The organism is Parabacteroides caeci (assembly GCF_023656795.1).
In the GTDB taxonomy this organism is placed as follows: Bacteria; Bacteroidota; Bacteroidia; order Bacteroidales; family Tannerellaceae; genus Parabacteroides; species Parabacteroides segnis.
The window spans coordinates 119,133-145,497 of record NZ_JAMOKT010000012.1; the positions used below are offsets into that span (position 1 = coordinate 119,133).

Below are 26,365 nucleotides of genomic sequence, written 5' to 3' on the forward strand. Positions count from 1 at the left end.
TTATTATACATATTTTCTAATGGAAAATAAATAGGCAAAAAAAGGGATTATCCCTTTTCCATGCATTGTTGCAGTTTTCCGAACAGGCCGTCGAAACGTAATTCGGCATTCATCATTTTCTGTACTTTTTCTTTTCCTTTCGGGGTAAGAGAAAAAAACATCTGCCGTTTATCTTCCTTACTCATCGTACGGTCGATAAAGCCTTTGTTCTCAACGGAAGTGATTACTTTGGATACACGTGAGTTCGATAATCCGATATATTCACAGATGGTGCCTGCTGATTTGGGCTGGTTGTCTTTCAGGCAGCAAAGCAGCATTGCTTCGTTGATTGTAATTTCGTGAACGTCTGAAAAAGCCTTTTCAAACTGATATAATGTTTTGTATATGTCTTTGATTACGCAGATTGCTTCCATGTCGTATTCTTTATTGATGCAACAAAGATAGATAATATTTTTAATATTGATATTGTTTAGTGGAAAATATTTTATCCGGCTTGTTGAAGGAAAATTAAGAACAAATGTTTTTCATCCGTTGTTTTAAGAAAAACAGAATGGATTATTATAAACCAGTAAATAGAAAAGATATGGAAAAATTATTTCAAAAAGGAGTTGTAGTCGATTTAAGCAGTTTGGTTGATTATTCAGCGGGTGGGGTTGTCAGCAAACAAATCGTGAAAAGTGCAGCTGGTAACATTACCCTGTTTTCTTTTGATAAGGGGGAAGGACTGAGTGAACATACCGCACCTTTTGATGCTTTGGTACAAATACTGGAAGGTGAAATGGAAATCGTTGTCGATGGAAATCATTCCCGGATGAAAGCAGGGGAGTCATTGGTGCTTCCTGTCAATGTACCGCATGCTTTAACAGCGGTGCAACGGTTTAAAATGCTTCTGACAATGATTAAGGAATAAACAAAAAAGAGACAAGGCCGGAACCCTGTCTCTTTTTTGTTTTATCAGATTTGTTTTTTAGTCTCTGTTTGAGAAGTATTTCATGAACTGTGAACGTTCATACATGGCCGGATCCGGGATATTGGCATAATTCAGTTTACCCTGGAATTGTGCCAGATTCTGATAATGTGTCTGGTGCATCCATTCTTCAATACAGGTAAGCACCTGTGAGATGATTTCACCGCCATGAGTATATAATGCGCTGCACATCTGTACGGCAGAAGCTCCTGCCAACAGGCATTTGATAACGTCTTCCCAATCGTGGATACCGGTCGACGAAGCGATGCTTATTCCTGGAACCTTGCCTGAAATGATTGCCGTCCAGCGGATTGTGTCGCTCAGGTCGGAGTGGTTGCTGAATACGTTGCCCGATACTATCTGCATATTGTTGATGTCGATGTCCGGCTGGTAAAAGCGGTTGAACATCACTACGCCATCTGCCCCGTTAACCTTTAGTGTATTGACCAGTGCCGGAATGTTTCCGACGTTCTTCCCGATTTTCATGATAACGGGTATTGAAACCGTTTCCTTTACTTTTCGGATGATGTTGACGTAAAGGTCACGAATCTCGTCGGGATTGTATTCCAGACTTGTTTCAAGAAAATAGACATTCAGTTCCAGTGCGTCGGCTCCTGCCAGCTCTATCTGGCGGGCAAAGTCAATCCACACATCAGACTTGTAACAGTTGATGCTGGCAATGATAGGAATGGTACACTGTTCTTTTGTCTTTTTTATCAGTTCCAGATAGTTGTTTACCTGGTTTGCTTTTACATAACCGCGGATATAATCGGCAGCTTCCGGATAGTCTGAATCCTGCATAAGCGAATCGCTCTGCATTTCAATTTGTTCTTCAAAAAGAGATTTGAGAACAATCGCTCCGGCACCTGCCTTTTCGAATTCCTTGTTTCGCTCAGGGTTGTTTGTCAGACCTGAACTTCCTACAATTAACGGATTACGAAGTGTTAGTCCCGCATATTGGGTTTTAATGTCAATCATGTCAGATTCAATTTAATGTGTTAGTACTCGCGTTCGCCGAAAATACTGGTTCCAACCCGTATCATGGTGCTACCCTGGCGAATGGCAACCGGATAATCGTGGCTCATTCCCATAGATAGTACTGCAAAATTATCATTTCCTATGAAATATATAGCTTTTAATTCGCTGAAAAGTTCATGTAAGATGTGAAATTCCTGTTCGATGAGCGCAATGTCATCGGTATAGGTCGCCATTCCCATCAATCCGCATATCTGAATATTGCCTAGTTCGGCAAGTTGTTCGTTTTGCAGAAGCTCACGGCACTCGTCAGGACTTAGTCCGTGTTTGGTCTCTTCCTGAGCAACATGTATCTCCAGCAATACACGGATTATACGGTTGTTTTTTGCGGCTTGTTTATTTACTTCCTGTAATAATTTCAGCGAGTCGATGCTATGGATTGTATGGATAAATGGCGCAATATCTTTTACTTTATTGCTTTGCAACGGACCGATAAAATGCCATTCGATATCACCCGGTAGTACTTTTTGTTTAGCCGTCAGCTCCTGTGCCCTGCTTTCGCCAAAGACACGCTGGCCTGCATTGTAGGCCTCCATCAATGCTTCTGCCGGATGAAACTTGGACACGGCTACCAATGTGACGTTTGCCGGTAGCGATGCCTTTAACTGTACTATGTTCTGGGAGATACTCATGCTTCCTGTGCTTTGTCCTCAGCCTGTTTTTTTTGTTCGGCAATCAGCTCTTCTCCTGATTTGGGCGTTTTGTCATCATTGACGGAGAAAGGGAATACGTCCATCAGCATGGTTTCTGTAACCGAAGCGATTGTGTAATCGGCCATGGTACCTTTCATGCCTTCTTCCAGTACGGCGATGGCTTCTTTCAGTGTGCAAGCCTGTGCAAGCATCTGTGCAGCCGTTTTCTTTTCAGCGCCGCTTTTTTCATCGAGTGTGATGAAATATACTTTAATCTTGTAGAAACGGTCGCCGTTTTCATTGAAGAACAATTCTGAAAGACGGGCACGTTTGATGTCAGTAACAGTAAATTCGCCGGATATGAACGGGCGTATTTCTTCGATGATACGGGCTTCCGCTTCTGTGAAAGAGAGGGCGTCGACCAGATAAGGTTCTGTTACTTTCTTTTGCATTCCGTTCTCCAGTACTTTTTCAAAGGAGACTTTACATTCAAACCAACTGTGCATATTGTTTTCTTTTAATTTTTTATCTGTACTCATGTTTAAAATACAGTACAAATATAGGTCCAATTCGGGAATAATACAACTGCAAGTAATTTCTTTATTTTTTCGGAACATTTCATAGAATGGGCTTGTTTATATAATGTAGTGTGTTTTTCATGGTATTAGATTTTTAGATTAGTAATGAGGTTGTTCATCCGGTTCGTGAGGATAGGATGATATAGTAGAAATAAAAAAGCCGGAAAAGAGTCTATGATTTCTCTTTTCCGGCTTTTTGTTTACTTTATCTCTCAGAATTCATCGTTCGCATAAAGACTGAGCAGGTTTTTTGTCTCATAACTAAATAATTCATCCTCATTGAAAAATCTTTTCAATTCGATTGCGGCTGTTTCCGGTGAATCGGAGGCATGTACGATATTTTCCTGTACACTCATGCTGTAGTCTCCGCGGATGGTTCCCGGGGCGGCATTTCTTCCATTGGTTGCTCCGGCCAGCGTACGCACTACATTTACCGCATCGACTCCTTTCCAGCAACAAACGATCACAGGGCATACAGCCATTGCGTCTTTAACCCTTTGAAAAAAAGATCTTTCTTTCAGGTGAGCGTAATGTTCGCTTAAAATTTCATCCGTCAACCAGGTCATTTTCATGCCTTCCAGTATCAATCCTTTTTTTTCAAAACGGGCAATTATTTCACCAATCAGACCTCGCTGGATGGTGCATGGTTTTAATATTACAAGTGTTCTTTCCATACTCTTTTCTTTTTTATAAGGTTCAACGAATATTTCTACTAGCGCAATTTATCCCAAAGATAGTATATTTATTCACTATTAGTTAATTTATAGTATAATAATGTGTAAAAGTGAAATGAAAAAATGGAGTTTTCTCAATACACAAATAATTTTTTACTAAAGTAGAATGTTGGAGTCTTTGTTCTTTCTATCCCTTGCTGCGCTATAGAATAACTCCTTTGCTTTTAACTTAAATGCTCATATCCATGTCATTTTATTCCTTGAATTTTTTCTCTTGGTGTAATTTTTACAATCTCTTTTTTATACTCAAAAAAATATCAGTCTTGTCCGAAGATGACCTGTTATTTGCTTCTGATACGTGAATCATTAAAAATTAATTTTTTGTTGATTGATAATTGTGTCTAATAGTCTAATAATGAGTGTGTAATTGCGGATAAAATATTCCATCAGAACACAAACAGTATTAATAGTAGGAACTTCAATACGAAGTTTTCCTCTGTATTTAGAACAAACAACTATAAATAAACAATTTAGCTTAGATTTTATTCACCTGGATTGCATTGTTTAACAATTTGGATACATGTTCTTCGGGCGACAAAAAACTTAATATTTCTATAATCAGTCCAATTCGGGGTTCATCCTCATGAAATCCCTTAAAGTTTGTCTGTTTACTCCTAACTTCTTACTGATATACAATCTGGTTTTCTTTTCCTCCAGAAGTTTGCGGATTTGATTTTCTTTACCGGACAGTTTGTACTGTTCTGACTTTCCCCCTTTGGGACGGCCTAGTTTTGTCCCTTCTTTTTTCTTTCGTGCCAACGCTTCTTTCGTACGTTGGGAAATCAGGTTACGTTCTATCTCGGCACTCAGGCTGAAAGCAAAGGCCAGGATTTTGCTGTTGATGTTGTTTCCCAACTCATAGCGTTCTTTTACCGTTATCACGAAAATGTCTCTCTCCATGCATTGATGGAGGAAGCTCATAACCTGCATCAGGTTACGTCCTAAACGGGATAACTCGGTTGTAACCAAGATGTCTCCCTTACGGATCTGCTTGATTAACCGACCTAGTTGCCGTTCTGCAACATCTGTTGTTCCACTGATTGTTTCTTCTACCCAGCGATCAATACGCATGCTTTTGGCTTTTGCGAACTTTTCAATTTCAAATAGCTGATTTTCAGTACTCTGCTTGTCAGTACTGACTCTTACATAACCGTATATCATACAATTGAATATTAAATGAATAACTAAAGATACGTTAGAAAACTAAATGATAGGGGGTGATTAGTAAAAACCAACGTTTTTTATCGTCAACTGGATATGTAAGTTGCTTTTCACTACAAATATGAATATAATAATTTAAACCAATAGCATATTGAATGGTGAAATTAAATTAAAATTTAACTTACGTGTGATCGTAATGGAAGGAAAAACTACTTTTGTGATAAAGATTAGAATAACTAGGCAGGAATGATTTCATTGTTTCCTGATACATATATAAATATGAAGAAATTATTATCGTTACCGCCCAATTTGGTGAATAGTTTCCACAAGCTAGCGAAAGTAAATGTGGATGAATGGTTTTGTACTTCCGACCCGGTAGGGGCACGGCTTGGTTCCGGCGGTGGTACAACCTGGTTGATCGAAGCATGCCGGCAAAATGAAGCACCGCAAATACCCGTAAAGGAATGGCTGGCAAAAGAAAAAAGAATTTTGTTGCATGCCGGCGGTCAAAGCCGGCGGTTACCCGGATATGCCCCGTCGGGAAAGATTTTGACTCCGATACCTGTTTTCAGATGGGCAAGAGGGCAAAAGTTATCACAGAATCTGCTATCCCTGCAACTTCCCTTATATGAGGAGATCATGCATAAAGCGCCGGATTCCCTCCATACCCTGATTGCCAGTGGTGATGTGTATATAAGGAACAGTGAGCCGTTACAGGATATTCCGGATGTGGATGTTGTTTGTTACGGATTGTGGGTCGATCCTGCCCTGGCTACTAATCATGGTGTGTTTGTGTCGGACCGGCAGACGCCCGATAAACTGGACTTTATGCTTCAGAAGCCTTCTTTGGATGATTTGGGGAAGTTGGCACAGACACATCTTTTCCTGATGGATATAGGGGTTTGGTTACTTAGCGACCGGGCAATGGAGTTGCTGATGAAACATTCTTATACAGCCGACGGGAAGACTATGAAATCTTATGATCTGTATTCTGAATTTGGGCTGGCATTGGGAGAACATCCCCGTATTGCCGATACTGAACTGAATCAGTTAAGTGTGGCTATTTTACCATTGGAAGGAGGAGAGTTTTACCATTATGGCACGAGTCGTGAACTGATCTCTTCTACGCTTGCCGTTCAGAATCTGGTACGTGACCAGCGAGCAATTATGCACCGGAAGGTTAAACCTCATCCGGCCATGTTCGTGCAGAATGCAGCTATCGATCTGACGCTGACAGCCGAGAACTCTGAGTTATGGATTGAAAACAGTTATATAGGAAAGAATTGGAAACTGGATAACCGCCATATAATTACCGGTGTCCCGGTAAATAACTGGGAATTGGATTTGCCGTCCGGTGTTTGTATCGATGTCGTTCCGGTCGGTAAGCAAGACTGGGCAGCACGTCCTTATGGTTTTAATGATCCGTTTAAAGGAGCATCTGACGATGAGAAAACGCTTTTCATGGGATGTTCTGTCATTCAATGGGGAAAGGATAGGGGAGTAACATTCGAACCATTTGATGATTTACAGAATGCCCCGTTGTTCCCCGTTTGTAAAAATGTGGACGAATTAGGACTGGTGATACGCTGGATGGTTTCCGAACCCGGACTGGAAAATGGCCGTAAGATATGGGAAACTTCCCGGAAAATGTCAGCGAATGAATTATCTGATTATGCGAGTCTGGATCGGTTGTTTGCCCAGCGTGAAAAGTTCCGTTATGCCAACTGGCCGATGCTGGCTGCCAATCACGAGAAAAGTGTCTTCTATCAGTTGGACCTTGCTGATGCTGCACGTGAATTTGCAGGTGGAAATCTGGCTTTACCTGAGGTGCTTTCCTCTGAAGCTCCTTTAATGAAACGAATACATAACCGGATGTTCCGGGCTCGTGTATTGCAACTGGAAGGGAAACCTTATGAAGAGGAACAACAGGATGCTTTTTCATTGTTGAGAGAAGGATTGATCGGGTCTGTTTCCCGTGAAAAACAATCTCCTTTCCTGAATGTCTATCGCGATCAGATTGTCTGGGGACGTAGTCCGGTACGTATCGACCTGGCTGGCGGATGGACTGACACACCTCCTTACTGTATGTATGCCGGTGGAAACGTGGTTAATGTAGCCATCGAGCTGAATGGCCAGCCGCCGTTGCAAGTATATGTCAAGCCATCGAAAGAATATAAAATTATTTTGCGTTCCATAGACCTGGGGGCTATGGAGGTTGTTTCAACCTGGGATGAATTGCATGATTATAAAAAGATCGGTTCTCCTTTCTCTATACCGAAAGCAGCGTTAGCACTTGCCGGCTTTGTCCCGGAATTTTCAGCAGAGCATTATCCTTCGCTGGAAGATCAGTTGAAGAATTTTGGTTGCGGGTTGGAGGTAACTTTACTGGCGGCTATTCCTGCCGGTTCCGGACTTGGTACCAGTTCTATCCTGGCAGCAACGGTTCTGGGTGCAATTTCTGATTTTTGCGGTCTGGCCTGGGATAAAAGTAAGATTGGGTACCGTACATTGATACTGGAACAATTGCTGACAACCGGCGGAGGCTGGCAGGATCAGTATGGCGGAGTATTGCACGGGCTGAAACTTTTACAAACGGGAGAGGGATTCAACCAGAATCCTTCCGTGCGCTGGTTGCCGGAATATTTGTTTACAGACCCGCAATATCAGGGCTGTCATTTACTTTATTATACCGGTATAACCCGTACGGCAAAAAATATTCTGGCTGAGATCGTGCAGGGGATGTTCCTGAACAGTGCTACTCATCTCCGTCTGCTCTCAGAAATGAAAACACATGCCCTGGATATGTTTGAAGCCATCCAGTGCGGTAATTTTGAAACCTACGGCAAACTTATCGCAAAGACCTGGGAACAAAAGAAAGCTCTCGATTCCGGAACAAATCCTCCGGCAGTAGAGGCACTTATCACCCAGATTAAAGAGTATGCCTTGGGATATAAATTACCCGGAGCGGGTGGAGGCGGTTATCTGTATATCGTTGCCAAGGATCCGGATGCGGCCTTGCAAATACGCAGGCAACTGACTGCTTCGCCGCATAATCCGAATGCCCGTTTCGTTGAGATGAGCCTTTCCGATAAGGGGTTGCAGATCAGCCGGTCGTAATTCCGACTACAAGAATATGTACTGATCAGAATATTTGCCTGTCTCTGATCAGTACATATCCGCTTATTGCTATCAGGTCAAGAAAAATACAACCGATAAGGATCAGTACTTTTTTAGGTGCTGAAGCTTTCAAGGGGACGGAAGCCGGTTCTATAATGTATAGACAGGTGTTTGTTCCTGTACCCGTAATTTATCCTGTACCTGTTTTTGTGCTAATGTATTATAGACATTGAATGTCAGTGTCATCTCATTTTTCAACCGTTCCAACTCTGTCCGGTAACCATAATTTTCAGTTCTTCTCCGAAATGTGTTTTTCTGTAAATCGCAAGATAACAGCCGATTGGTAAAAAATATTAAATAAGTAATGAATAGAGAATAATTTGTTTTAGCTAATCAGGTCTGCCTTCTTGAATGGTTAAATGAATTGTTTTATGACATGGCATGTTTTTATTGGGGCTGATTTAATATTTGATTTATATACCGTATGTCTCTGTAAGTCTGTATACTATGATATATGCGGGTTCTGGACTTTTTGTGTGAATATTGGAAAAAGTAGCTAATAATGATTCTCTTTATCACCTTTACAAAGTAGTTTTTTTTGTTAATTTTAAGTGTTAGGTTTTTCATTATACCTTGTTGGGCAAGGGTTAATGATTTTTTTGTATTTTGTTTGTTCGAAAATTAATGCATACTTTTGCGGCGGTTAAAAAGGATCATTTTTTTATCAGGGTCGTCGTTGCAGCTATGTGACTGACGAACTTTTTTGTGTAAAAAATAAACTAGTATTAATGTCCTATCTTTTGATAATCACCTTTCTGGTGATCTATTCCTTGTTCTCTGATCTTGTTAATCCGCAGGTTCTGGTAATGGCTGATCGAAAGCTGTTATTAGCTATACCTATGTCTTTCGGAAAATTCCAAAACTAATTTTATTTATACTCTTCCAATGGAAATGAATAATCATTACGTGGGCTTACAGCGCCTTTTCTCTCGTTTTACCAAAATGAGATATATCAATGGATGGATCATTTTCAGCTTTGACCTGATCATATCTTTAAGTGTTTCATTAATAGGTGTATTAGGACTATTGTCCTTTCTAGGGGTTTCCTATACTCAGGAAGATATTTTAAAAGGAGGTTTTGCCTCTTTGGTCGGAAGTTTGATTGCTTTCTTTACTTTTAAGGTCTATCACGGTGTGATCCGTCATTCTACTTTACGTGGTTTATGGAGAATTTGGGGAGTGGCTATATTGAAATCGGTGGTTTTATGTATATTACTCCTGGTTCTGAAAGCCTCGTTTACTCCGAAAGTCTATCTGGTCGGATTATTTATCGATTGTGTCCTTACAATGCTAATGCTGGTAACATTCCGTATTTTTATTATAAACATATATAATATGGCTTTGTTGCAGCTTGGGAAAAAGCGGAAACAAGTATTGGTTTATGGAACGGGAGATGAGAGTGTTATGATTGCTTCTACAGCAACAAGGCATATTTTTATGCAAGATTACAGTATTACCGGTTTTCTCACTTTCAATAAACAGAAAAGGAATTTCCGTATAGCAGAATTGCCAGTGTATCAGATAGCTTCCCGCGAAGATCTTTTGCGGCTAGTAAACAGAAATTCTTTAGACGGTATACTTTTTCCCAATCTCAAAACTATACAACAAGAAAAAGATCGGTTGATCCGCTTTTGTGAACAGATCTCTTTGCATACTTTGGTGGTTCCTGAGATGGAAGAGGTCCATAACGGTGCGATAAAACGATCTATCCGTGATATAAAGATTGAAGACTTGTTAGGACGTGAAGAAATTCAGATCAACATGCAGGAGATCGCTTGCTTACTTGAAAATAAGGTGATACTGGTTACAGGTGCAGCAGGAAGTATTGGCAGTGAGATTTGTCGTCAGTTAGCACATTTTCCTATTTGTAAGTTGATTTGTTTTGATTCGGCTGAAACTCCGATGCATAATTTGCGTTTAGAGTTGGAAGATAAGTTTCCTAACTTGAATTTTGTACCTGTGATAGGAGATGTTCGAAATGGAGACCGGTTGGATTATGTTTTTCGTACTTGGCATCCTCATATTGTATTCCATGCAGCTGCTTATAAGCATGTACCATTGATGGAGGAGAATCCTTGTGAAGCTGTACGGGTGAATGTTTACGGGACTCGGTTGGTTGCAGACGCAGCCGTAAAGTACGGTGTTGAAAAGTTTGTAATGATTAGTACGGATAAAGCAGTGAATCCAACTAATATTATGGGGTGCAGCAAGCGTTTGGCTGAAATTTATGTACAGAGCTTGAGTTTGGCTATTATAAAAGGTGAAGTACAAGGTAGCACAAAATTTATAACGACCCGTTTTGGCAATGTTTTGGGAAGTAATGGTTCTGTCATACCTCGTTTCCGTGAACAGATTAATAACGGAGGACCAGTAACAGTAACCCATCCAGAAATAATTCGTTATTTCATGACTATTCCCGAGGCATGTCGATTGGTTTTGGAAGCAGGTACGATGGGGAATGGAGGAGAGATCTTTGTATTTGATATGGGACAACCTGTGAAGATTGCTGATTTAGCTCAGCGAATGATAGAACTTTCAGGCATGAAAGTAGGGAAGGATATTGAGATAGAGTATACAGGATTACGTCCAGGTGAGAAATTGTATGAGGAGCTTTTGAGTCATAAGGAAAATACGAAGGAGACTCTCCATGAAAAAATTCGAATTGCTGATGTTAGAGAATATAACTATCAAGATGTTGAAGGTTGTATTGAAATTTTGTCAAAACTGTCCTTGAATGTAGAAATTGTAGACATGGTAAGAAAAATGAAAAGCTTTGTTCCTGAGTTTAAGAGTCAGAATTCAGAGTTTGAAAAGTTGGATTTATAGGCGTCAAATCTGAAAAATTTAAGTTCGGATGTGAATCTCACAACAGAACTGGTCAAGAATTCGGTAGAACAAAGCGCTTATCTGACGAAAGAGCTTAATTACCTCTACAAGTTTTGGAAAGAAGCGTTTGCCTTTACTAAGGATGGGGAATTACCAGATAGACAATAATCTTGCGAAAAGGGATATCTGAAAACTAGCTGGAAGTTTTCACAAATATATTTAACGGGTGTAGGGATTATTGTGCTTTTAGGTCCTTGAATATAGGATTAATCCTATCTCAGTATTAATAAGTCATTTATTATTTTACGTATCTCTGCTAGTGCACTGCTAGAGTCTCCTAAAATAGAGATATGTTTTAAATAGAGTACTAACTATTTTTCTAAAAATTGAGTAACTTTATGATGCAATCTGTATTAGTGACAGGTGCAGCCGGATTTATCGGTTCGAACTTGTGTGAACATTTGTTAGCCCATAATTATCGTGTAGTTTGTTTGGATAATTTTGCAACAGGGAAAATTGAAAATCTTCTTCCTCTGTTAGATAAATATCCAGCAACGTTAAAATTAATAGTTGGTGATATTCGTAATATAGAGGATTGTCGTAAGGCTGTGGAAGATGTAGATTATGTATTACATGAAGCTGCTTTGGGCTCTGTTCCTCGTTCTATTAAGGATCCGGCTACAACTAATGCCGTAAATATCAGCGGTTTTTTAAATATGCTCATTGCTGCTCGTGATAGCAAAGTAAAACGTTTTATATATGCAGCTAGTTCTTCTACTTATGGTGATAGTAAATCTTTACCAAAAGTAGAAGAAATAATAGGAAAACCTCTTTCTCCTTATGCTATTACTAAATATGTCAATGAGTTATATGCAGATGTATTTGCTCGTACATATGGTATGGAATGTATCGGATTGCGTTATTTCAATGTGTTCGGTCGCCGACAAGATCCGTTTGGAACTTATGCTGCGGTTATACCTCTGTTTGTAAAAAAATTGATGGCACACGAAAGTCCTGTTATTAATGGGGATGGTGAGTACAGTCGTGATTTTACTTATATTGACAATGTTATTCAGATGAATATGCTTGCCATGACTACATCCAATCCAGAAGCAGTGAATCAAGTTTATAATACAGCCTATGGTGAGCGTACAACGTTGAATCAATTAGTCGAATATTTGAGAGAATACTTGAGTAAATATGATTCTGAGATAGCAAAGGTTGAAATCTTTCATGGTCCGAATCGATTGGGGGATATCCCTCATTCATTAGCTTGCGTTGACAAGGCCAAAACCCTACTTGGTTATAATCCTAAATTTAGTATGCGTGATGGCCTGAAAGAGGCTGTCAAATGGTATTGGGAGAATATCTGATATTTTTCATCTTCTTTTTTTGAATCATTTTTTATCATATAAATACTAAAAATCTTATGGATATAGTGAAAATAGCCGTAATTGGTCTTGGTTATGTAGGACTTCCTTTGGCTCGTTTATTCTCGACAAAATATAAAACAGTAGGTTTTGATATGAATCAGGCTCGTGTAGATGCTTTGATGGCAGGACATGATGCAACATTGGAAGTTTCAGATGAATTGTTACAATCAGCAATAGCTAATGGTTTTAAATGTACGGCTGATATTGAGGATATTCGTGATTGTAATTTCTATGTAGTAGCAGTTCCCACACCTGTGGATCAGAATCATAATCCTGATCTAACTCCGTTGTATAATGCAAGTACTACTGTGGGGAAAGTAATCTCTAAAGGTGATATTGTAGTATATGAGTCAACTGTATACCCGGGGGTGACTGAGGATGAATGTATTCCGGTAGTGGAGAAAGTTTCCGGTTTAAAATTCAATGTTGATTTCTTTGCTGGTTATAGCCCAGAACGTATTAATCCGGGTGATAAATTACATACAGTAGAGAAAATCAAAAAAGTAACATCTGGTTCTACTTTTGAAATCGGAAAAAAAGTAAATGAAGTTTATGCTTCTGTAATAAGTGCCGGTACTCATTTGGCTCCAACTATAAAAGTTGCTGAGGCTGCAAAAGTAATTGAAAATTCACAACGTGATATCAATATTGCTTTTGTGAATGAATTATCCAAGATCTTCACCCGTATGGGTATTGATACTCAAGATGTGTTGGAAGCAGCAAGCACAAAGTGGAACTTCCTGCCGTTTAAACCGGGTTTGGTAGGAGGGCATTGCATAGGTGTGGACCCTTATTATTTAGCTCAATGTGCGCAGGCTTATGGTTATAATCCGGAAATAATTCTTGCAGGTCGTCGGATGAATGACGGGATGGGCGAATACGTGGCTAATCAAGTCGTGAAACTAATGTTGAAGAAAGGAATTCAAGTATTGGACTCTAATCTTTTAATACTTGGTTTTACATTTAAAGAAAATTGTCCGGATGTTCGTAATACGAAGGTAATAGATATTTATAATGCATTGAAAGAATATAATGTGAATATTACGGTATATGATCCATGGGCTAATCCGGTTATAGTGAAACATGAATATGAGATTGAAATAACTAATAAGTTTCCTAAGGAGAAGTATGATGCTGTGGTGTTAGCAGTAGCTCATGAGAACTTTCAGTCATTGGATTTCTCTTTTTTGACAAAAGAAAATGCTGTCGTATTTGATGTGAAGGGAATCTATAAAAAGGAATCAGTAGATGGACGACTGTAACGACAATGTAATGATAGCGATTCACCATACTCCAAATAGCTTTTCGGTACGATGGATTGCTTATTGCAAGGAGCATAATATTCCTTACAAAATAGTGAATGCTTATGATACAGATATAGTTGAACAAGTATCTGGTTGTACGGCATTTATGTGGCATCATCACCATGCGAATTACAAGGATGTATTATTTGCGAAACAACTTCTTTATTCTTTGCAAGAAACAGGGAAGAAAGTATTTCCGGATTTTAATACGACGTGGCATTTTGATGATAAGGTAGGGCAAAAATATTTGTTGGAAGCTATTGAGGCACCAGTTGTTCCATCTTATGTGTTTTATTCAAAAAATGATGCACTTGATTGGATTGAGACAACAGTTTTTCCAAAAGTTTTTAAGTTACGTGGCGGTGCAGGTTCTTTTAATGTGCGACTTGTTTATAGCAAATCTGAAGCAAGACATTTAGTAAATAAAGCATTTAGACGTGGTTTTTTACAAAACAGTGGGAGTGTCTACATAAAAGAAGCTTATCGAAATTATTGTTTACGGAAAGGTTCTTTTATGAATGTATTGAAAGGATTTATTCGTTTGTTTGTTCCCACTGTTTATTCACGTATGCATGGCCGTGAAAAAGGATATGTTTATTTTCAAGATTTTGTACCAAATAATTTGTACGATATTCGTGTCATTGTTATTGGTAATAAAGCTTTTTCTATTAAAAGGCTTTGTAGAGAAGGAGATTTTAGAGCCTCAGGTAGCGGTTGTATTATTTATGAAAAAAATGAGCAGGATGAATGTTGTGTTCAAATTGCATTTAATGTGAATAAGAGAATACATTCACAATGTATTGCTTATGATTTTGTATACAAGAACTCTGAACCTTTAATAGTAGAGGTAAGTTACGGTTTTTCGATGTATGGTTATGACAAATGTCCTGGATATTGGACTGACGATATGCAATGGCATGAGGGATATTTTATTCCACAAGACTGGATGATAAAACAAGTATTATAGGATATGGATAATTTTGTCAATATTTCTACTGTATATAGTTTGCGTGAGGAATTGACCTTAGCAAATATGTATTCTAAATATAGTGATGATGAGTTGTTAATAGCGAAAATCGAAGGATTAATAGCTCCTTTCATTGTTCCGTCAAATATTCGAGGGAAAAAAATATTACTAAAGCCTAATTGGGTGAGACATAATATCAGAGTAACTGATGAGTTTTGTTTATGTACAAATGAACATTTTATTTTAGCAGTTTTAGTTGTATTTTTAAAATTATCACCGAAATCAGTTCTTATTGCTGATGCTCCAATACAAGGATGTAAATGGGAGTGCTTGCTTTCATCTTATTTTCTTGATAAAGTCAAAAAATTATCATTGGAATATGGAATAGATATTCAAATTAAAGATTTTCGTAGAACAATTATAGATATTGCTTATAATAAGATTCAAAGGGAGAGGATATCATTAGATAATTATGTGATTTTTGATGTAGGAACTCAAAGCTATTTAGAACCAATTACTACAAGTGAGAATAGGTTTAGAGTAACAAATTATAATCCAGATAGATTAGTAAATTCTCATCGAAAAGGTGTACACAAATATTGTATTGCAAAAGACGTTTTTGATGTCGATATAGTAATTTCTTTACCAAAAATCAAAACACATCAAAAAGCAGGTCTTACAAATGCGATGAAAATTTTAGTAGGCGTGAACGGTGATAAAGATTTTCTACCTCATCACAGGTTAGGGGCCAAGGGATATGGAGGAGATTGTTATCCGGAGTATAATCTGCTTCGTTCATGTTCTGAATGGTGTTTAGATACAGCTAATCGACGTATAGGCAAACCTTTTTATAGATGCTTTACTCGTATGTCAACAGCCTTTTGGAAATTATCTTTTCCGACTAATGAACAAAATTTGGGAGCTGGTTGGTATGGTAATGATACTGTGTGGCGAATGGTTATGGATTTAAATCTTATAGTGGAGTATGGCAAAATGGATGGTACTCTGTCTAATGAGAAACAACGCGAAATTTATAATTTGTGCGATGGAATAATCTGTGGACAAGGGGATGGACCACTTAATCCGGAGCCTTTGCCATTGGGGGTGATTGCATTCTCTAATAATTCCTATTTGATGGATCTCGTTGCTGGAAAATTATTTTCGCTCGATATTGATTGTATACCTTTGTTAAACGCGGCAAAGCAAAAGTTGGGTGATGAGGAGTCTATTTTACTTCTGAATGGAAATCAAGTTTGTATGGATTCTCTTAATCAATGGGCTGTAACAGCTAAGATGCCACCGGGTTGGGTGAAATATAAAGATAGCAAAAGATGACTCAAATTCAGCGTAATCTTCTTACTAATATTGCTAATTTATCTGTTAATATATTAGTAGGTTTATATTATACACCTTATTTAGTTACCCACTTAGGACTTGCTGCCTATGGACTAGTACCATTAACATTGATTGTTAATCAGTATATTAATGTATTGACAGGTTCTCTTACTGGGGCATTATCTCGTTTTTATACCATTAGTATTCAGCAAAAAGACTTTGGAAAAGCATCTTCTATTTTTAGTACGATTGTTATTCTTTTGGGGGTAATTATTTTATTGATTTTACCTGTTATTTATCTAATAATATCCAATATAGATGCTGTATTTAAGATATCTGATAGCTTTCTTGAAAGCGCTCGGTGGTTATTTTGTTTTACAATATTTAGTTTTTTTATTTCATTGTATTCTTCAGTTTTAAATATTACGTTATATGCTCAAAATAGATTAGACTTAATGAATGTCATTAAGATTATGCGTATAGGGTTAAAATTGATTCTTGTAATATCATTTTTTGAATGCATTGATGTAAATATTATGTATGTAGGATTGGCTAATCTTTGTACTGAAATTTTAGTGTTATTGTTTAGTTGGTTCGCTTTTATAAAATATTCTCCCAAAGAAATCTGTTTGCGATTATCTTTATTTAGTAGGTCGGCTTTGTCAGGAATTGTTGGGATGTCTTTTTGGACTATTATTCACCAACTGGGGGATGTCGGATTATATCGAGTGGATAACATTATTGTCAATCGACATTGGGGAACGGAATTATCGGGAGCTTTAGGGGCTATATCTGAGTTAGGTGTGTATGTAACGTTAGTCATAGGTGTTGTGTCTTCTTTGTTTGGTCCAATTATATTGATATCCTATTCACGACATGAACATAAAGAAGTACAAAAATTGACATTGACTAATTCGATGGTTGTGGGGGCATTGACTGCGATAATGGTAGGATGTTTAATTGGTTATGGGAAGTATTTTCTCTGCTATTGGCTGGGCGAGACTTATGTGATATATTCGTTTTGGTTTGTGTTAAAACTATTACCACTTCCTTTTTTTGCAGCAGCTGGAATATATGCTTTTGTAAACCGTGCATGGAATAAAGTGAAATTACCTGCTATTTATACGGTTTTATTAGGTTGTTTTAATGTGTTTGTTCTGGTGGTTTTAGTTTATTATTCTGATTGTAACTCATTGAATCAAGTTGCTTGGATGCTTTCTTTTTCTGCATGTATCATTATTGTTCAGAGTTATGGGATAAATTCCTTTTTCTTTAATAAGTCGTATCCAAAGAATGGGAGTGCAATACTTTGGGTATTTTTCAAGTTGAGCTTTGTCGTTGTGTTGTCTATTTGTGTTTCAAATATATTACTTTACATATTTATTCCGACTTCTTTATATGAGGTTATCCTATCCCTTTTAGTATCGGGAGTAATCTCTTTGCTGTTTTCTGTTCTGTTCTTGTTTAGCTTGTCTCAAAGACAGGCTTTGCTTTCAATTATAAAAAAGTAGTTATATGGAGAGAAATATAAAAGTTTCGATCATTATACCTGTGTATAACACGGAAAAATATATATCCCGATGTTTGGATAGCATTTTTGCACAAACTTTACAGGATTTTGAAATTATCATAGTTAATGATCAATCTCCTGATAATGCTATGCAGATTGTAAAGAAATATGCAGAGCTAGAAGAACGTATTCGTATCTTTGAAAATCTTCAGAATATGGGACCTATGTGGACAAGGAGAGAAGGATACAGAAGGGCAGTGGGTGAATATGTGGTATTTTGTGACAGTGATGACTTTTTTCCTCCTAATGCATTGAAAGTTCTGTATGAAGCTGCACAAATTAATGACGCTGATATTGTGATAAGTGCTTATACCTATATAACTGTTTGTCAAAAGAAAAATATACTGAAACAACAGCAGCGTATATTGTCTCAAGAAGAAATGTTTAAGGCATTGTTGAGTGGTGAAATAGCACATAGTCTTTGGGCTAAAATCTATCATCGTAAATTGTTCTTCGATTATGAATATGATACTTTTGAGCATCATACAAATGGGGAGGATATGATTTTATTGTATCAACTGGTACAGTATGCCCATAGAATGGCTGTTATAGAAGATTCGACATATTATTATTGTCAAAACTTGCAATCATCTACTCAAAAAAAACTTTCAGATAAGCAATTGGGTATTATAGTAAATTCTATAAATTGGTTTTATGATTTCATGAAAGATAAAATCCTATATAGAAATTTGTTCAACAAGAAAATGTTAAATATGCTATACTTTTTGTTGAGCCAAGATGTTGCAAAGAAATATTTATTTAAACTTAATACGGAGTTTATGCAGCAAGTGAATTTTCAATTTGTGCATAGGTATTGGAGTTTCCCTAAAACAATTACTTTTTATCTGATGCTTCATAACTTTGGGCTTAGAAGGATATTTACTCTAAAACAAAGTTTATTTTTTTACTTAAGGAATATTTTGTCAAAATAATGAGTGAAAGTAATATAACATTGGTTTATCATAAAAATAATATAATAGATATATGTCTATTATGGGTAATTTTTATTCTTTCTCCATTTGTTGCAGCTTTGCTCGCATTGTATTTTATTTATTATAGGCGTCATGTCAGGTTGGGTGTGATTATTATTATTATGTTTTGGGGCTTGGTTGGGTATACTTTTTTACCTGCTGATACAATGGATATTACTCGACATAATTTGGCTTTTGAAAATCTGAAAAATGTCAATTCTTTTGCTGATTTTGTTTTTTATCAATCTTTATCAGAAAAACCCGATTGGTTTTTAGACTTGGTCTTTTGGGGAATTGGTAAATGGATATATACTCATCAAATTGTAGGTTTTCTAGGGGCTGTTTGTTACTATGGATTGGGGTTAGGGACATTGTTAAATTGGCGTGAGCAATTGCAAACTAAATCATCTTTTAACAATTTTATATTACCAGTTTTAATGTTTTTGGCACTTGCCCAAGTGACGGAATTTAGTGGTATGAGACAAGGAAATGCTATATTGTTGTTTTTATTTATTGTTACTATCCCTGACATACGACTCTCTATTTACAAAAAATGTATTTGTTTGATATTTCCTTGTTTACTACATTTTTCTATGTATCCGATAGTTTTGTTTTATATATGTACCTGCTTTCTGAGTCGTCGTGTTTTGTTAACTATATCTTTATTCTTATTGATGAGTTATTGGTATTTTGTCCCATTGATGGCTTCCTTGATGAATGTTTTAACTTCTTTAGGTGGAATTGGATCGGGAATTGCTGATAAAATAGATGTTTATATGTTTCAAGGTGAAGTTGAAGCTGCTTTATATTCCGGTTCTGTACTGCGGTTTTATGTTATTCTTTTAATGATGTTTGTATTTCCTTTTATCGCGTTGGTAGTAGATAAAAAACGAAAGCAATTTCCTCAATTTATATTGCGTTTACATTATTGGGGAATTATGTTTTTTTCATATATTGTATTTACTGCTTCTTCTTATACCTTATCAAGAAATATCATGCTTTTTAAGATGTTTGGTGTATTGTATTTTACCTATGCTTTGTTTTCGTGTAGTCTGGGGAGGTATTTAAGTAAATTTATAATGTATATATGTTTGTTTGTGATTGTTTTATCCCCCTTTTTTTTGATCTTAGGTAAAGAGTATATGGTTTTGAATATGAAGGTATTTTATTCAAGTTTAATAGATCTTATTAATATTAATACTCAACCTGAAGGCTACTAAATAATAATTAAATTTAATTTGGATATAAATATGAAAAAGTGCGTATTTTTAGTGACAGGGTTGGAGCAAGGAGGTATTGAAACTTATTTGTTGAGGTTTCTAAAATATAATAATAAACGAAGTTATAATATCATTTGGTGTAAATCAGGTAAAGCTGGAGCTTTGTATAATGATTATAAAGATGTTTCAGATGAAATAATTCTCAAACCGTTAGGTTATTTTTCAATATTTGCTTATATACGATTTTATTTATATTTGAAGAAAAATAATATAGATACTATTTGTGATTTTAATGGCCATTTTGCAGGGCTATCTCTTGTTTTTGGCTATTTTGCACGAGTTAAAAAGCGTATCACGTTTTATAGAGGATCTACAAATCATTTTAAAGAAACAAAACTACGGCTTTTGTATAATTATTTGATGAAAATACTAGTTATGTTGTTTGCTACTAAAATATTAGCAAATTCCAAAACTGCATTAGATTTTTTCTACCCAAATAGAAAGGATACTAATAGGTTTCAAGTTGTATATAATGATTTAGGAAGGGAATATTGTTCTCAAATGAATATAGACGTGGTATCAATTAGAACAATGTTGAGTCTTCCTTTAAATGCTTTTGTGATAGGTCATGTTGGACGTTATAATATAGCAAAAAATCATGAAACTATCCTTAAAGTTGCCGAAATACTCTGTAAAAAATATGCCGATGTGTATTTTGTTTTGGTAGGTAAAGATACGGATATTTGCTTAAAAAATAAGGTGTTGCAGATGGGGTTGTCAAAGCAAATACAAATTTTGGGATATAGAAGTGATGTCTCATCGTTATTAAAATCATTTGATTTATTTTATTTCCCATCTATTACAGAAGGTCAACCTAATGCATTGATTGAAGCAATGGCTAAAGGTATTCCGGTTATAGCCTCAAATATTGATCCTATAAAAGAATCTGTTCCTTTATATTTATATGATAAATTATTGTCTCCAAATGATGTGAATAAGACTATTGAATGTATCTGTAAATACTATTTTAATCGTGATTTATTAAATGAATTAGTTTGTCAAAATTGGGCTATAGATAATTTTTGCTCAAACAAATGGTTTGAAAAATTTGAGAAAGAATTGTTGTAAATATTTTGTGCATTATATAAACTCTATAATTTATGAATATTGCTGTAATACAAGATCAGACTGTTTTTAAATATGATAATAAATATTATAGGAAAAGTTTGACAGAGTTTGATAAATATCTAAAACTTTGTGATCACTTGTTTTATTGTTGTTCTATCAAAAGTATAGGATCTAGTTTGGCCTTAGAGATGAAATTGATAGATTTAAGTAGAGTAACAATAATAGAATTGAAGAAAGAACGACTATTTGTATCTAAAATAAATAAGAATATTATACAAAATATTATATTTAATGTCGATTTAGTTTTTGTCAAAATGCCTTCGTTATCTTTGGGTAGATATGCTTTACATTTATTGCAAAAAGAACAAATTAAATATGTGACAGAGGTTGTTGGTTGTGCTTTTGATGTATTTTGGTATTATGGATTAAAAGGGAAAATATTGGCTTTGCCAAATTACTTAGTAGCTTGGTACTATATTAAGAAATCTAAGTCCGTTATATATGTAACTAATCGTTTTTTGCAAAAACGTTATCCAACAAAAGGTTTGTGTCTATCTTGTTCCAATGTGAGGATAGATGTTGTAGATAATATTTTGAATCGTAATTCCTATCAGCAAGGTGATGTATTAAAAATAGGGACAATCAGTCCTGTTGATAGGACATTTAGGGGCCAGATTACCGTTTTAAAAGCAATGAATCTGTTGAAAGGTCGTGGGATTATAGTTAAGTATTTTTTGGTTGGGGGAGGAAGGAGTGATAGATTACAAAAAATAGCATCTGCATTATCCATACAAGACCAAGTCTTTTTTTTAGGAGAATTAACACATGATAAAGTTATATCTTTTTTAGATACTATTGATGTATATGTACATCCAAGTAAAGCAGAGGGATTACCTCGTGCTCTTATAGAGGCTATGAGTAGAGGAAGATTGGCTATTGGAGCAAAAACAGGAGGAATTCCAGAGTTGTTACCGAGTGAATACATTTTTGAAAAAGGAGATTACCGTAAACTATCGAATATAGTTGAACATTTGAGTGTGCAAGATTTTGAAACACAAGGTAGGGCTAATTATTTGGTTAGTCAACAGTATCGAATGTCTATTTTAGACGATAAAAGAGTTAATTTTATAAATAAAATAATGAGATTATGATTCCTAAAGTTATTCATTATTGTTGGTTAAGTGGTGATCCTTATCCTGAAATAATACAGAGGTGTATTGATAGCTGGAAAGATAAACTGCCTGATTATCAGTTTGTCTTGTGGGACAAAAATAAATTTGATATAAACTCTCATATTTGGGTAAAGCAGGCCTATGAAAGTAGAAAGTTCGCTTTTGCTGCCGATTATATTCGATTATATGCTCTGTATTATTATGGAGGAATTTACTTAGATACAGATGTTGAAGTTCTTAAATCTTTTGATAATTTATTGAACAGAAATTATTTTATAGGTTTAGATAGCCAGTCAAAATTAGAAGCTGCAATAATTGGTTCTGAAGCTAAGTCTGATTGGATATTAGCTTGTCTAAAGTATTATGATAATAGAAAATTCTATGGTGATAAGAATATATTGGATATGAAAACACTTCCGTTAATTATGGAAGAAATGATGGTGAAAAATGGGATTGTTATAAAGAAATATGATAATTATTCGAGTGAAATTATATGTGATAATGTTATTTCTGTCTTTCCATTTGATTTTTTTTGTTCAAAACGACATGATACAGGGAAAATATGTATAACTGAAAATACTTATTCTATTCATCATTTTGCTATGTCTTGGCAATCTCCCATTAGTAAAATATTAACTTGTTATAAAAGAATATTTGTTAAGCTATTTGGAAGTGATTTTACTAATGTACTGATTCGTGTTTTTAACTTAAAGTCATTGAAAGAAAAATTAATGTAATTTCTTAATATAAAAATGAATAATCTGTGAAATGAATATTCTTCATGTTGTTAATATTTCCTTCGTAATACCTTATTTTTTAGGAGGTCAATTGACTTATTTTAGGAATAAAGGTTATAAGGAATATATAGTATGTAGCCCTTCTGATGAATTGTTAGTTCTTTCTAAGAAATTTCAATTTGATTATAGGATGATACCTATCTCTCGTAAAATATCATTAATAAGTGATTTGAAAGCATTGATAGGAATATGTTCTTATATTCATAAAAATGAAATTAATATTGTAACAGGGCATACACCAAAGGGAGCATTACTTGCAATGTTAGCAGCTTATATAATTAGAATTCCTATTCGTATCTATTTTCGACATGGCTTGGTTTATGAAACATCCCGAGGGTTAAAAAGAATATTATTGATTTCGATGGATAGATTGGCTGGTAAATTGTCAACAAAGATTGTTTGCGTAAGCCCTTCTGTATGTCAACGTAGTATTGAAAACGGCTTAAATAAAGCAGAGAAACAAACCTTGTTATTAAAGGGTACTTGTAATGGAATTGATATAAAACGCTTTAATAGATATGGTATTCAACATGAAGTATTGCTCGATTTGAGAGAACAATTAGGATTTGATGATGATGATTTTGTGATTGGATTTACGGGAAGGCTAGTTAAAGATAAAGGTCTAATTGAATTAGTAGAGGCTTTTTCTATTTTGCAAGAAAAATATTCTAATATACGACTTTTGTTGGTAGGAATGTTGGAAGAAAGAGATGCTTTACCAAAGAATATTATAGAGTCAATAATAAAAAATCCGAATATTATTACGACAGGTTATATTTCTAATTCTTTCATTGAATATTATTATGCATTAATGAATATTTTCATTTTACTTTCTTATAGAGAAGGTTTTCCTACTTCTGTGCTAGAGGCATCAGCTATGGAACTTCCAGTTATCACAACAAGAGTTACAGGTTGTATTGATTCTATTATAGAAAATAAAACGGGAGTTTTTGTCTCTCATAATGTGCAAGAGATTTCTTCTATTATAGAACGCTTTTATATTAATCGTCAATTAGGCGTAGTTTATGGCAAGAATGGGCGGTCCTTAGTTGAGCAAAATTTTAGGCAAGAATTGATATGGAATGAAATAGAAAAACTATATAGGATTAAATCCGAAGTTGATATACAATGAAAATCTTAATTACTGGTATTCACGGTTTCGTAGGTTCTAATTTAGTTCAAGCACTTAAATCTAATCATATAATATATGGTTTAGATATTGTTACGCATCAAAAAGAAGGAGTGGTAAAAATTTATTCTTGGGAGGAACTTAATAGTACTTCTTTTTCTCAAATAGATGCCATTATCCACTTAGCGGGTAAGGCCCACGATACTAAAAATCAATCTTCATCTCAATTATATTTTAATATTAACACGAGGTTGACTCAAAAGATATTTGATTTCTTTTTGCAATCTTCTGCAAAGAAGTTTATTTTCTTCAGTTCGGTAAAGGCTGCTGCGGATAGCGTAATAGGGGAGATGTTGACGGAGGAGGTGATTCCAACGCCTGTTGGACCTTATGGAGAAAGTAAAATGAAAGCAGAGGAATATATACAACAACATTTACCTAAAGATAAACAAGTGTATATTTTGCGTCCTTGCATGATACATGGTCCAGGAAATAAAGGGAATTTGAACTTGCTTTATAGCGTAGTGAAAAAAGGGATCCCTTGGCCTTTGGGGGATTTTGAGAATTGTCGTTCGTTTACTTCCATTGATAATTTGTGCTATGTGGTAGAAGGTTTGTTGACGAAGGATATTCCTTCAGGCATTTACCATATGGGTGATGATGAATCTATTTCAACCAATGAACTGATAGAGATTATGTGTGAAGTGATGGGAAAGAAATCTCGTATCTGGAAAGTGAATAAAGGGATGATGGAAGGGTGTGCTGGATTGGGAACATTGTTACATTTGCCTTTAAACACAGAACGATTGAGAAAGTTAACAGAAAATTATGTAGTCTCTAATACTAAAATAAAAAAAGCGCTTGGTATAGAACGAATGCCTGTGAGAGCGATAGATGGATTAAAGAAAACATTTAAAAGTTTCCAGAAAGAATAACAGATGATTACTTATATTATTATAGCAATATTACTCTTGGGGCTAGAGTTGTTATATTTTTATGTGGCTGATAAATTTAATATCATTGACAAACCTAACCAACGTAGTTCTCATACAAATATAACTTTACGGGGAGGTGGTATAATCTTTTTGTTGGGACTATGGATACATGCTTTGTTTTTTGGTTTTCAATATCCTTGTTTTTTGGTAGGATTGACAGCTATAGCTGGGATTAGTTTTGTGGATGATATACATCCTGTCTCTAATAAAATTCGATTATTAGTCCATTTTACAGCTATGTTCTTGATGTTTCAAGAATATGGAATTTTAAATATGGATAGTTGGTGGATGGTGTTAATTGGACTAATTTTATGTGTAGGGATTGTGAATGCATATAATTTCATGGACGGTATAAACGGTATTACGGGAGGATATTCGCTAGCAGTACTTCTTTCTTTATTTTATGTGAATCGCTCCCTTCATTTTATTGATAATAGTTTTTTGATCATTATCATTTTGAGCGTATTGGTGTTTTGCTTGTTTAACTTCCGGAAAAAAGCGAAATGTTTTGCGGGAGACATTGGTTCGGTAGGGATCGCTTTTATTCTTTTATTTATCATAGGTAGGCTAATTATACAAACGGGTGACTTTACTTATATTGTGTTTCTCGTAGTTTATGGTGTAGATAGCGTATTGACTATTGTTCATCGTCTAATGCTTCATGAAAATATTGGACTGCCACATCGTAAGCATTTGTATCAGATTATGGCTAATGAATTAAAGATACCACATTTAGTTGTGGCTACTATTTATATGGTTGTACAAGGATTGATAATAATTGGTTTTATTTATTTTTATGAATACAGTTATTACTATTTAGCTGGTACGATTATAGCATTGAGTCTATGCTATATAGGTTTTATGAATAAGTATTTTTATTTGCATCAGTTAGGTGTTAGTAAAAAATAATATATAATAAGAAATCTTGTTGCCAATCAAGGTGTGTCAAACGTCAGAATTAGGGAACGCAGACTACGCAGACAGGGCGCAGACCTCATTGATTATTAATAAAAAAGTCTGCGTCCGTCTGCGCGTTCTGCGTCATCTGCGTTCGGTAATAGTGTTTTGACACACCACCGTGCCGGGAAGACACCGTCAGATCCATCTGTACTCCCATTCGGCATCAAAACAAGGACATGCCTTGGGTGCATGTGGGGTGAGGCGGTTATGGCCGGTGATGAGGGCTTGCGGGTAGAGCTGGCGGAGGATCGTTAGCAATTCTTCCAGCCGTTCG

Annotated in this window: 22 protein-coding genes and 1 pseudogene; 16 read left to right on the top strand and 7 right to left on the bottom strand. The window is 35.8% G+C overall.

Annotated elements, in window-relative coordinates; all coding sequences use genetic code 11:
• Positions 1 to 47: 47 nt before the first annotated feature.
• Positions 48 to 413: a MarR family winged helix-turn-helix transcriptional regulator gene (locus tag NBH15_RS08595; protein WP_010800092.1), complete on the bottom strand. Its 366-nt coding sequence runs from the start codon at positions 411 to 413 to the stop codon at positions 48 to 50.
• A gap of 170 nt (positions 414 to 583) precedes the next feature.
• Between NBH15_RS08595 and NBH15_RS08600 the strand changes: the two genes are divergently transcribed.
• Positions 584 to 910 carry a cupin domain-containing protein gene (locus tag NBH15_RS08600; protein WP_250822478.1) on the top strand — a complete coding sequence of 109 codons (327 nt, stop codon included), beginning with the start codon at positions 584 to 586 and terminating at the stop codon, positions 908 to 910.
• A 57-nt stretch (positions 911 to 967) separates the two neighbouring features.
• On the opposite strand, the gene NBH15_RS08605 is transcribed toward NBH15_RS08600, so the two are convergent.
• From NBH15_RS08605 to NBH15_RS08625, 5 genes are all read right to left on the bottom strand, one after another.
• On the bottom strand, positions 968 to 1,945 hold the full coding sequence (locus NBH15_RS08605) for a dihydroorotate dehydrogenase-like protein (RefSeq protein WP_007657821.1): 978 nt from the start codon (positions 1,943 to 1,945) through the stop codon (positions 968 to 970).
• A 20-nt stretch (positions 1,946 to 1,965) separates the two neighbouring features.
• Positions 1,966 to 2,634, bottom strand: coding sequence for a YggS family pyridoxal phosphate-dependent enzyme (locus NBH15_RS08610; protein ID WP_007657822.1), 669 nt, complete (start codon positions 2,632 to 2,634; stop codon positions 1,966 to 1,968).
• Positions 2,631 to 3,140 carry a DUF4494 domain-containing protein gene (locus NBH15_RS08615; RefSeq protein WP_044215177.1) on the bottom strand — a complete coding sequence of 170 codons (510 nt, stop codon included), beginning with the start codon at positions 3,138 to 3,140 and terminating at the stop codon, positions 2,631 to 2,633. Before NBH15_RS08615 ends, NBH15_RS08610 begins: the two co-directional genes overlap by 4 nt.
• Positions 3,141 to 3,424: 284 nt before the next feature.
• Positions 3,425 to 3,886: a nucleoside-diphosphate kinase gene (ndk, locus tag NBH15_RS08620; protein ID WP_128134635.1), complete on the bottom strand. Its 462-nt coding sequence runs from the start codon at positions 3,884 to 3,886 to the stop codon at positions 3,425 to 3,427.
• Positions 3,887 to 4,504: 618 nt separating this feature from the next.
• Positions 4,505 to 5,107, bottom strand: a complete 603-nt coding sequence (locus tag NBH15_RS08625) for a master DNA invertase Mpi family serine-type recombinase (protein WP_250822465.1) — start codon at positions 5,105 to 5,107, stop codon at positions 4,505 to 4,507.
• A gap of 279 nt (positions 5,108 to 5,386) precedes the next feature.
• On the opposite strand from NBH15_RS08625, the gene NBH15_RS08630 reads away from it, so the two are divergent.
• Positions 5,387 to 8,224 (top strand): bifunctional fucokinase/fucose-1-phosphate guanylyltransferase, encoded by a 2,838-nt coding sequence (locus NBH15_RS08630; protein ID WP_250822466.1) that lies wholly within the window; start codon positions 5,387 to 5,389, stop codon positions 8,222 to 8,224.
• Between the two features lie 25 nt (positions 8,225 to 8,249).
• Here NBH15_RS08630 and NBH15_RS08635 read toward each other — a convergent pair.
• A pseudogene (locus NBH15_RS08635) lies at positions 8,250 to 8,503 on the bottom strand (GNVR domain-containing protein); the annotation flags it as partial.
• Positions 8,504 to 9,169: 666 nt separating this feature from the next.
• Between NBH15_RS08635 and NBH15_RS08640 the strand changes: the two are divergent.
• The 14 genes from NBH15_RS08640 (at position 9,170) to NBH15_RS08705 (ending at position 26,040) form a co-directional block, all read left to right on the top strand.
• Entirely contained in the window at positions 9,170 to 11,110 is a 1,941-nt protein-coding gene (locus tag NBH15_RS08640) for a polysaccharide biosynthesis protein (protein WP_250822467.1), read from the top strand.
• 401 nt (positions 11,111 to 11,511) lie between these two features.
• The gene (locus tag NBH15_RS08645; protein WP_250822479.1) at positions 11,512 to 12,483 is read left to right on the top strand and encodes an SDR family oxidoreductase; all 972 of its coding nucleotides are present in this window, start codon (positions 11,512 to 11,514) and stop codon (positions 12,481 to 12,483) included.
• Positions 12,484 to 12,539: 56 nt separating this feature from the next.
• Positions 12,540 to 13,805, top strand: coding sequence for a nucleotide sugar dehydrogenase (locus NBH15_RS08650; protein WP_250822468.1), 1,266 nt, complete (start codon positions 12,540 to 12,542; stop codon positions 13,803 to 13,805).
• Entirely contained in the window at positions 13,792 to 14,814 is a 1,023-nt protein-coding gene (locus NBH15_RS08655; protein ID WP_207214387.1) for an ATP-grasp domain-containing protein, read from the top strand. The genes NBH15_RS08650 and NBH15_RS08655 overlap by 14 nt, the downstream gene beginning before the upstream one ends.
• Positions 14,815 to 14,817: 3 nt before the next feature.
• A complete protein-coding gene (locus NBH15_RS08660; protein ID WP_250822469.1) occupies positions 14,818 to 16,149 on the top strand; it encodes a DUF362 domain-containing protein in 1,332 nt (443 codons plus the stop codon).
• Entirely contained in the window at positions 16,146 to 17,660 is a 1,515-nt protein-coding gene (locus tag NBH15_RS08665; RefSeq protein ID WP_250822470.1) for a lipopolysaccharide biosynthesis protein, read from the top strand. The genes NBH15_RS08660 and NBH15_RS08665 overlap by 4 nt, the downstream gene beginning before the upstream one ends.
• Before the next feature lie 4 nt (positions 17,661 to 17,664).
• Positions 17,665 to 18,651 (top strand): glycosyltransferase family 2 protein, encoded by a 987-nt coding sequence (locus NBH15_RS08670; protein WP_250822471.1) that lies wholly within the window; start codon positions 17,665 to 17,667, stop codon positions 18,649 to 18,651.
• Entirely contained in the window at positions 18,651 to 19,910 is a 1,260-nt protein-coding gene (locus NBH15_RS08675) for an EpsG family protein (RefSeq protein ID WP_250822472.1), read from the top strand. The genes NBH15_RS08670 and NBH15_RS08675 overlap by 1 nt, the downstream gene beginning before the upstream one ends.
• Before the next feature lie 30 nt (positions 19,911 to 19,940).
• On the top strand, positions 19,941 to 21,038 hold the full coding sequence (locus tag NBH15_RS08680) for a glycosyltransferase (RefSeq protein ID WP_250822473.1): 1,098 nt from the start codon (positions 19,941 to 19,943) through the stop codon (positions 21,036 to 21,038).
• A gap of 32 nt (positions 21,039 to 21,070) precedes the next feature.
• Positions 21,071 to 22,189 carry a glycosyltransferase family 4 protein gene (locus NBH15_RS08685; protein WP_250822474.1) on the top strand — a complete coding sequence of 373 codons (1,119 nt, stop codon included), beginning with the start codon at positions 21,071 to 21,073 and terminating at the stop codon, positions 22,187 to 22,189.
• Complete coding sequence (locus tag NBH15_RS08690; RefSeq protein WP_250822475.1) at positions 22,186 to 22,947, top strand: glycosyltransferase family 32 protein; 762 nt, start codon at positions 22,186 to 22,188, stop codon at positions 22,945 to 22,947. The genes NBH15_RS08685 and NBH15_RS08690 overlap by 4 nt, the downstream gene beginning before the upstream one ends.
• 31 nt (positions 22,948 to 22,978) lie before the next feature.
• Positions 22,979 to 24,139: a glycosyltransferase family 4 protein gene (locus NBH15_RS08695; RefSeq protein ID WP_250822476.1), complete on the top strand. Its 1,161-nt coding sequence runs from the start codon at positions 22,979 to 22,981 to the stop codon at positions 24,137 to 24,139.
• Positions 24,136 to 25,071, top strand: a complete 936-nt coding sequence (locus NBH15_RS08700; protein WP_186958833.1) for an NAD-dependent epimerase/dehydratase family protein — start codon at positions 24,136 to 24,138, stop codon at positions 25,069 to 25,071. The genes NBH15_RS08695 and NBH15_RS08700 overlap by 4 nt, the downstream gene beginning before the upstream one ends.
• Before the next feature lie 3 nt (positions 25,072 to 25,074).
• Complete coding sequence (locus tag NBH15_RS08705; RefSeq protein ID WP_284706461.1) at positions 25,075 to 26,040, top strand: MraY family glycosyltransferase; 966 nt, start codon at positions 25,075 to 25,077, stop codon at positions 26,038 to 26,040.
• The last annotated feature ends 325 nt before the right edge of the window (positions 26,041 to 26,365 follow it).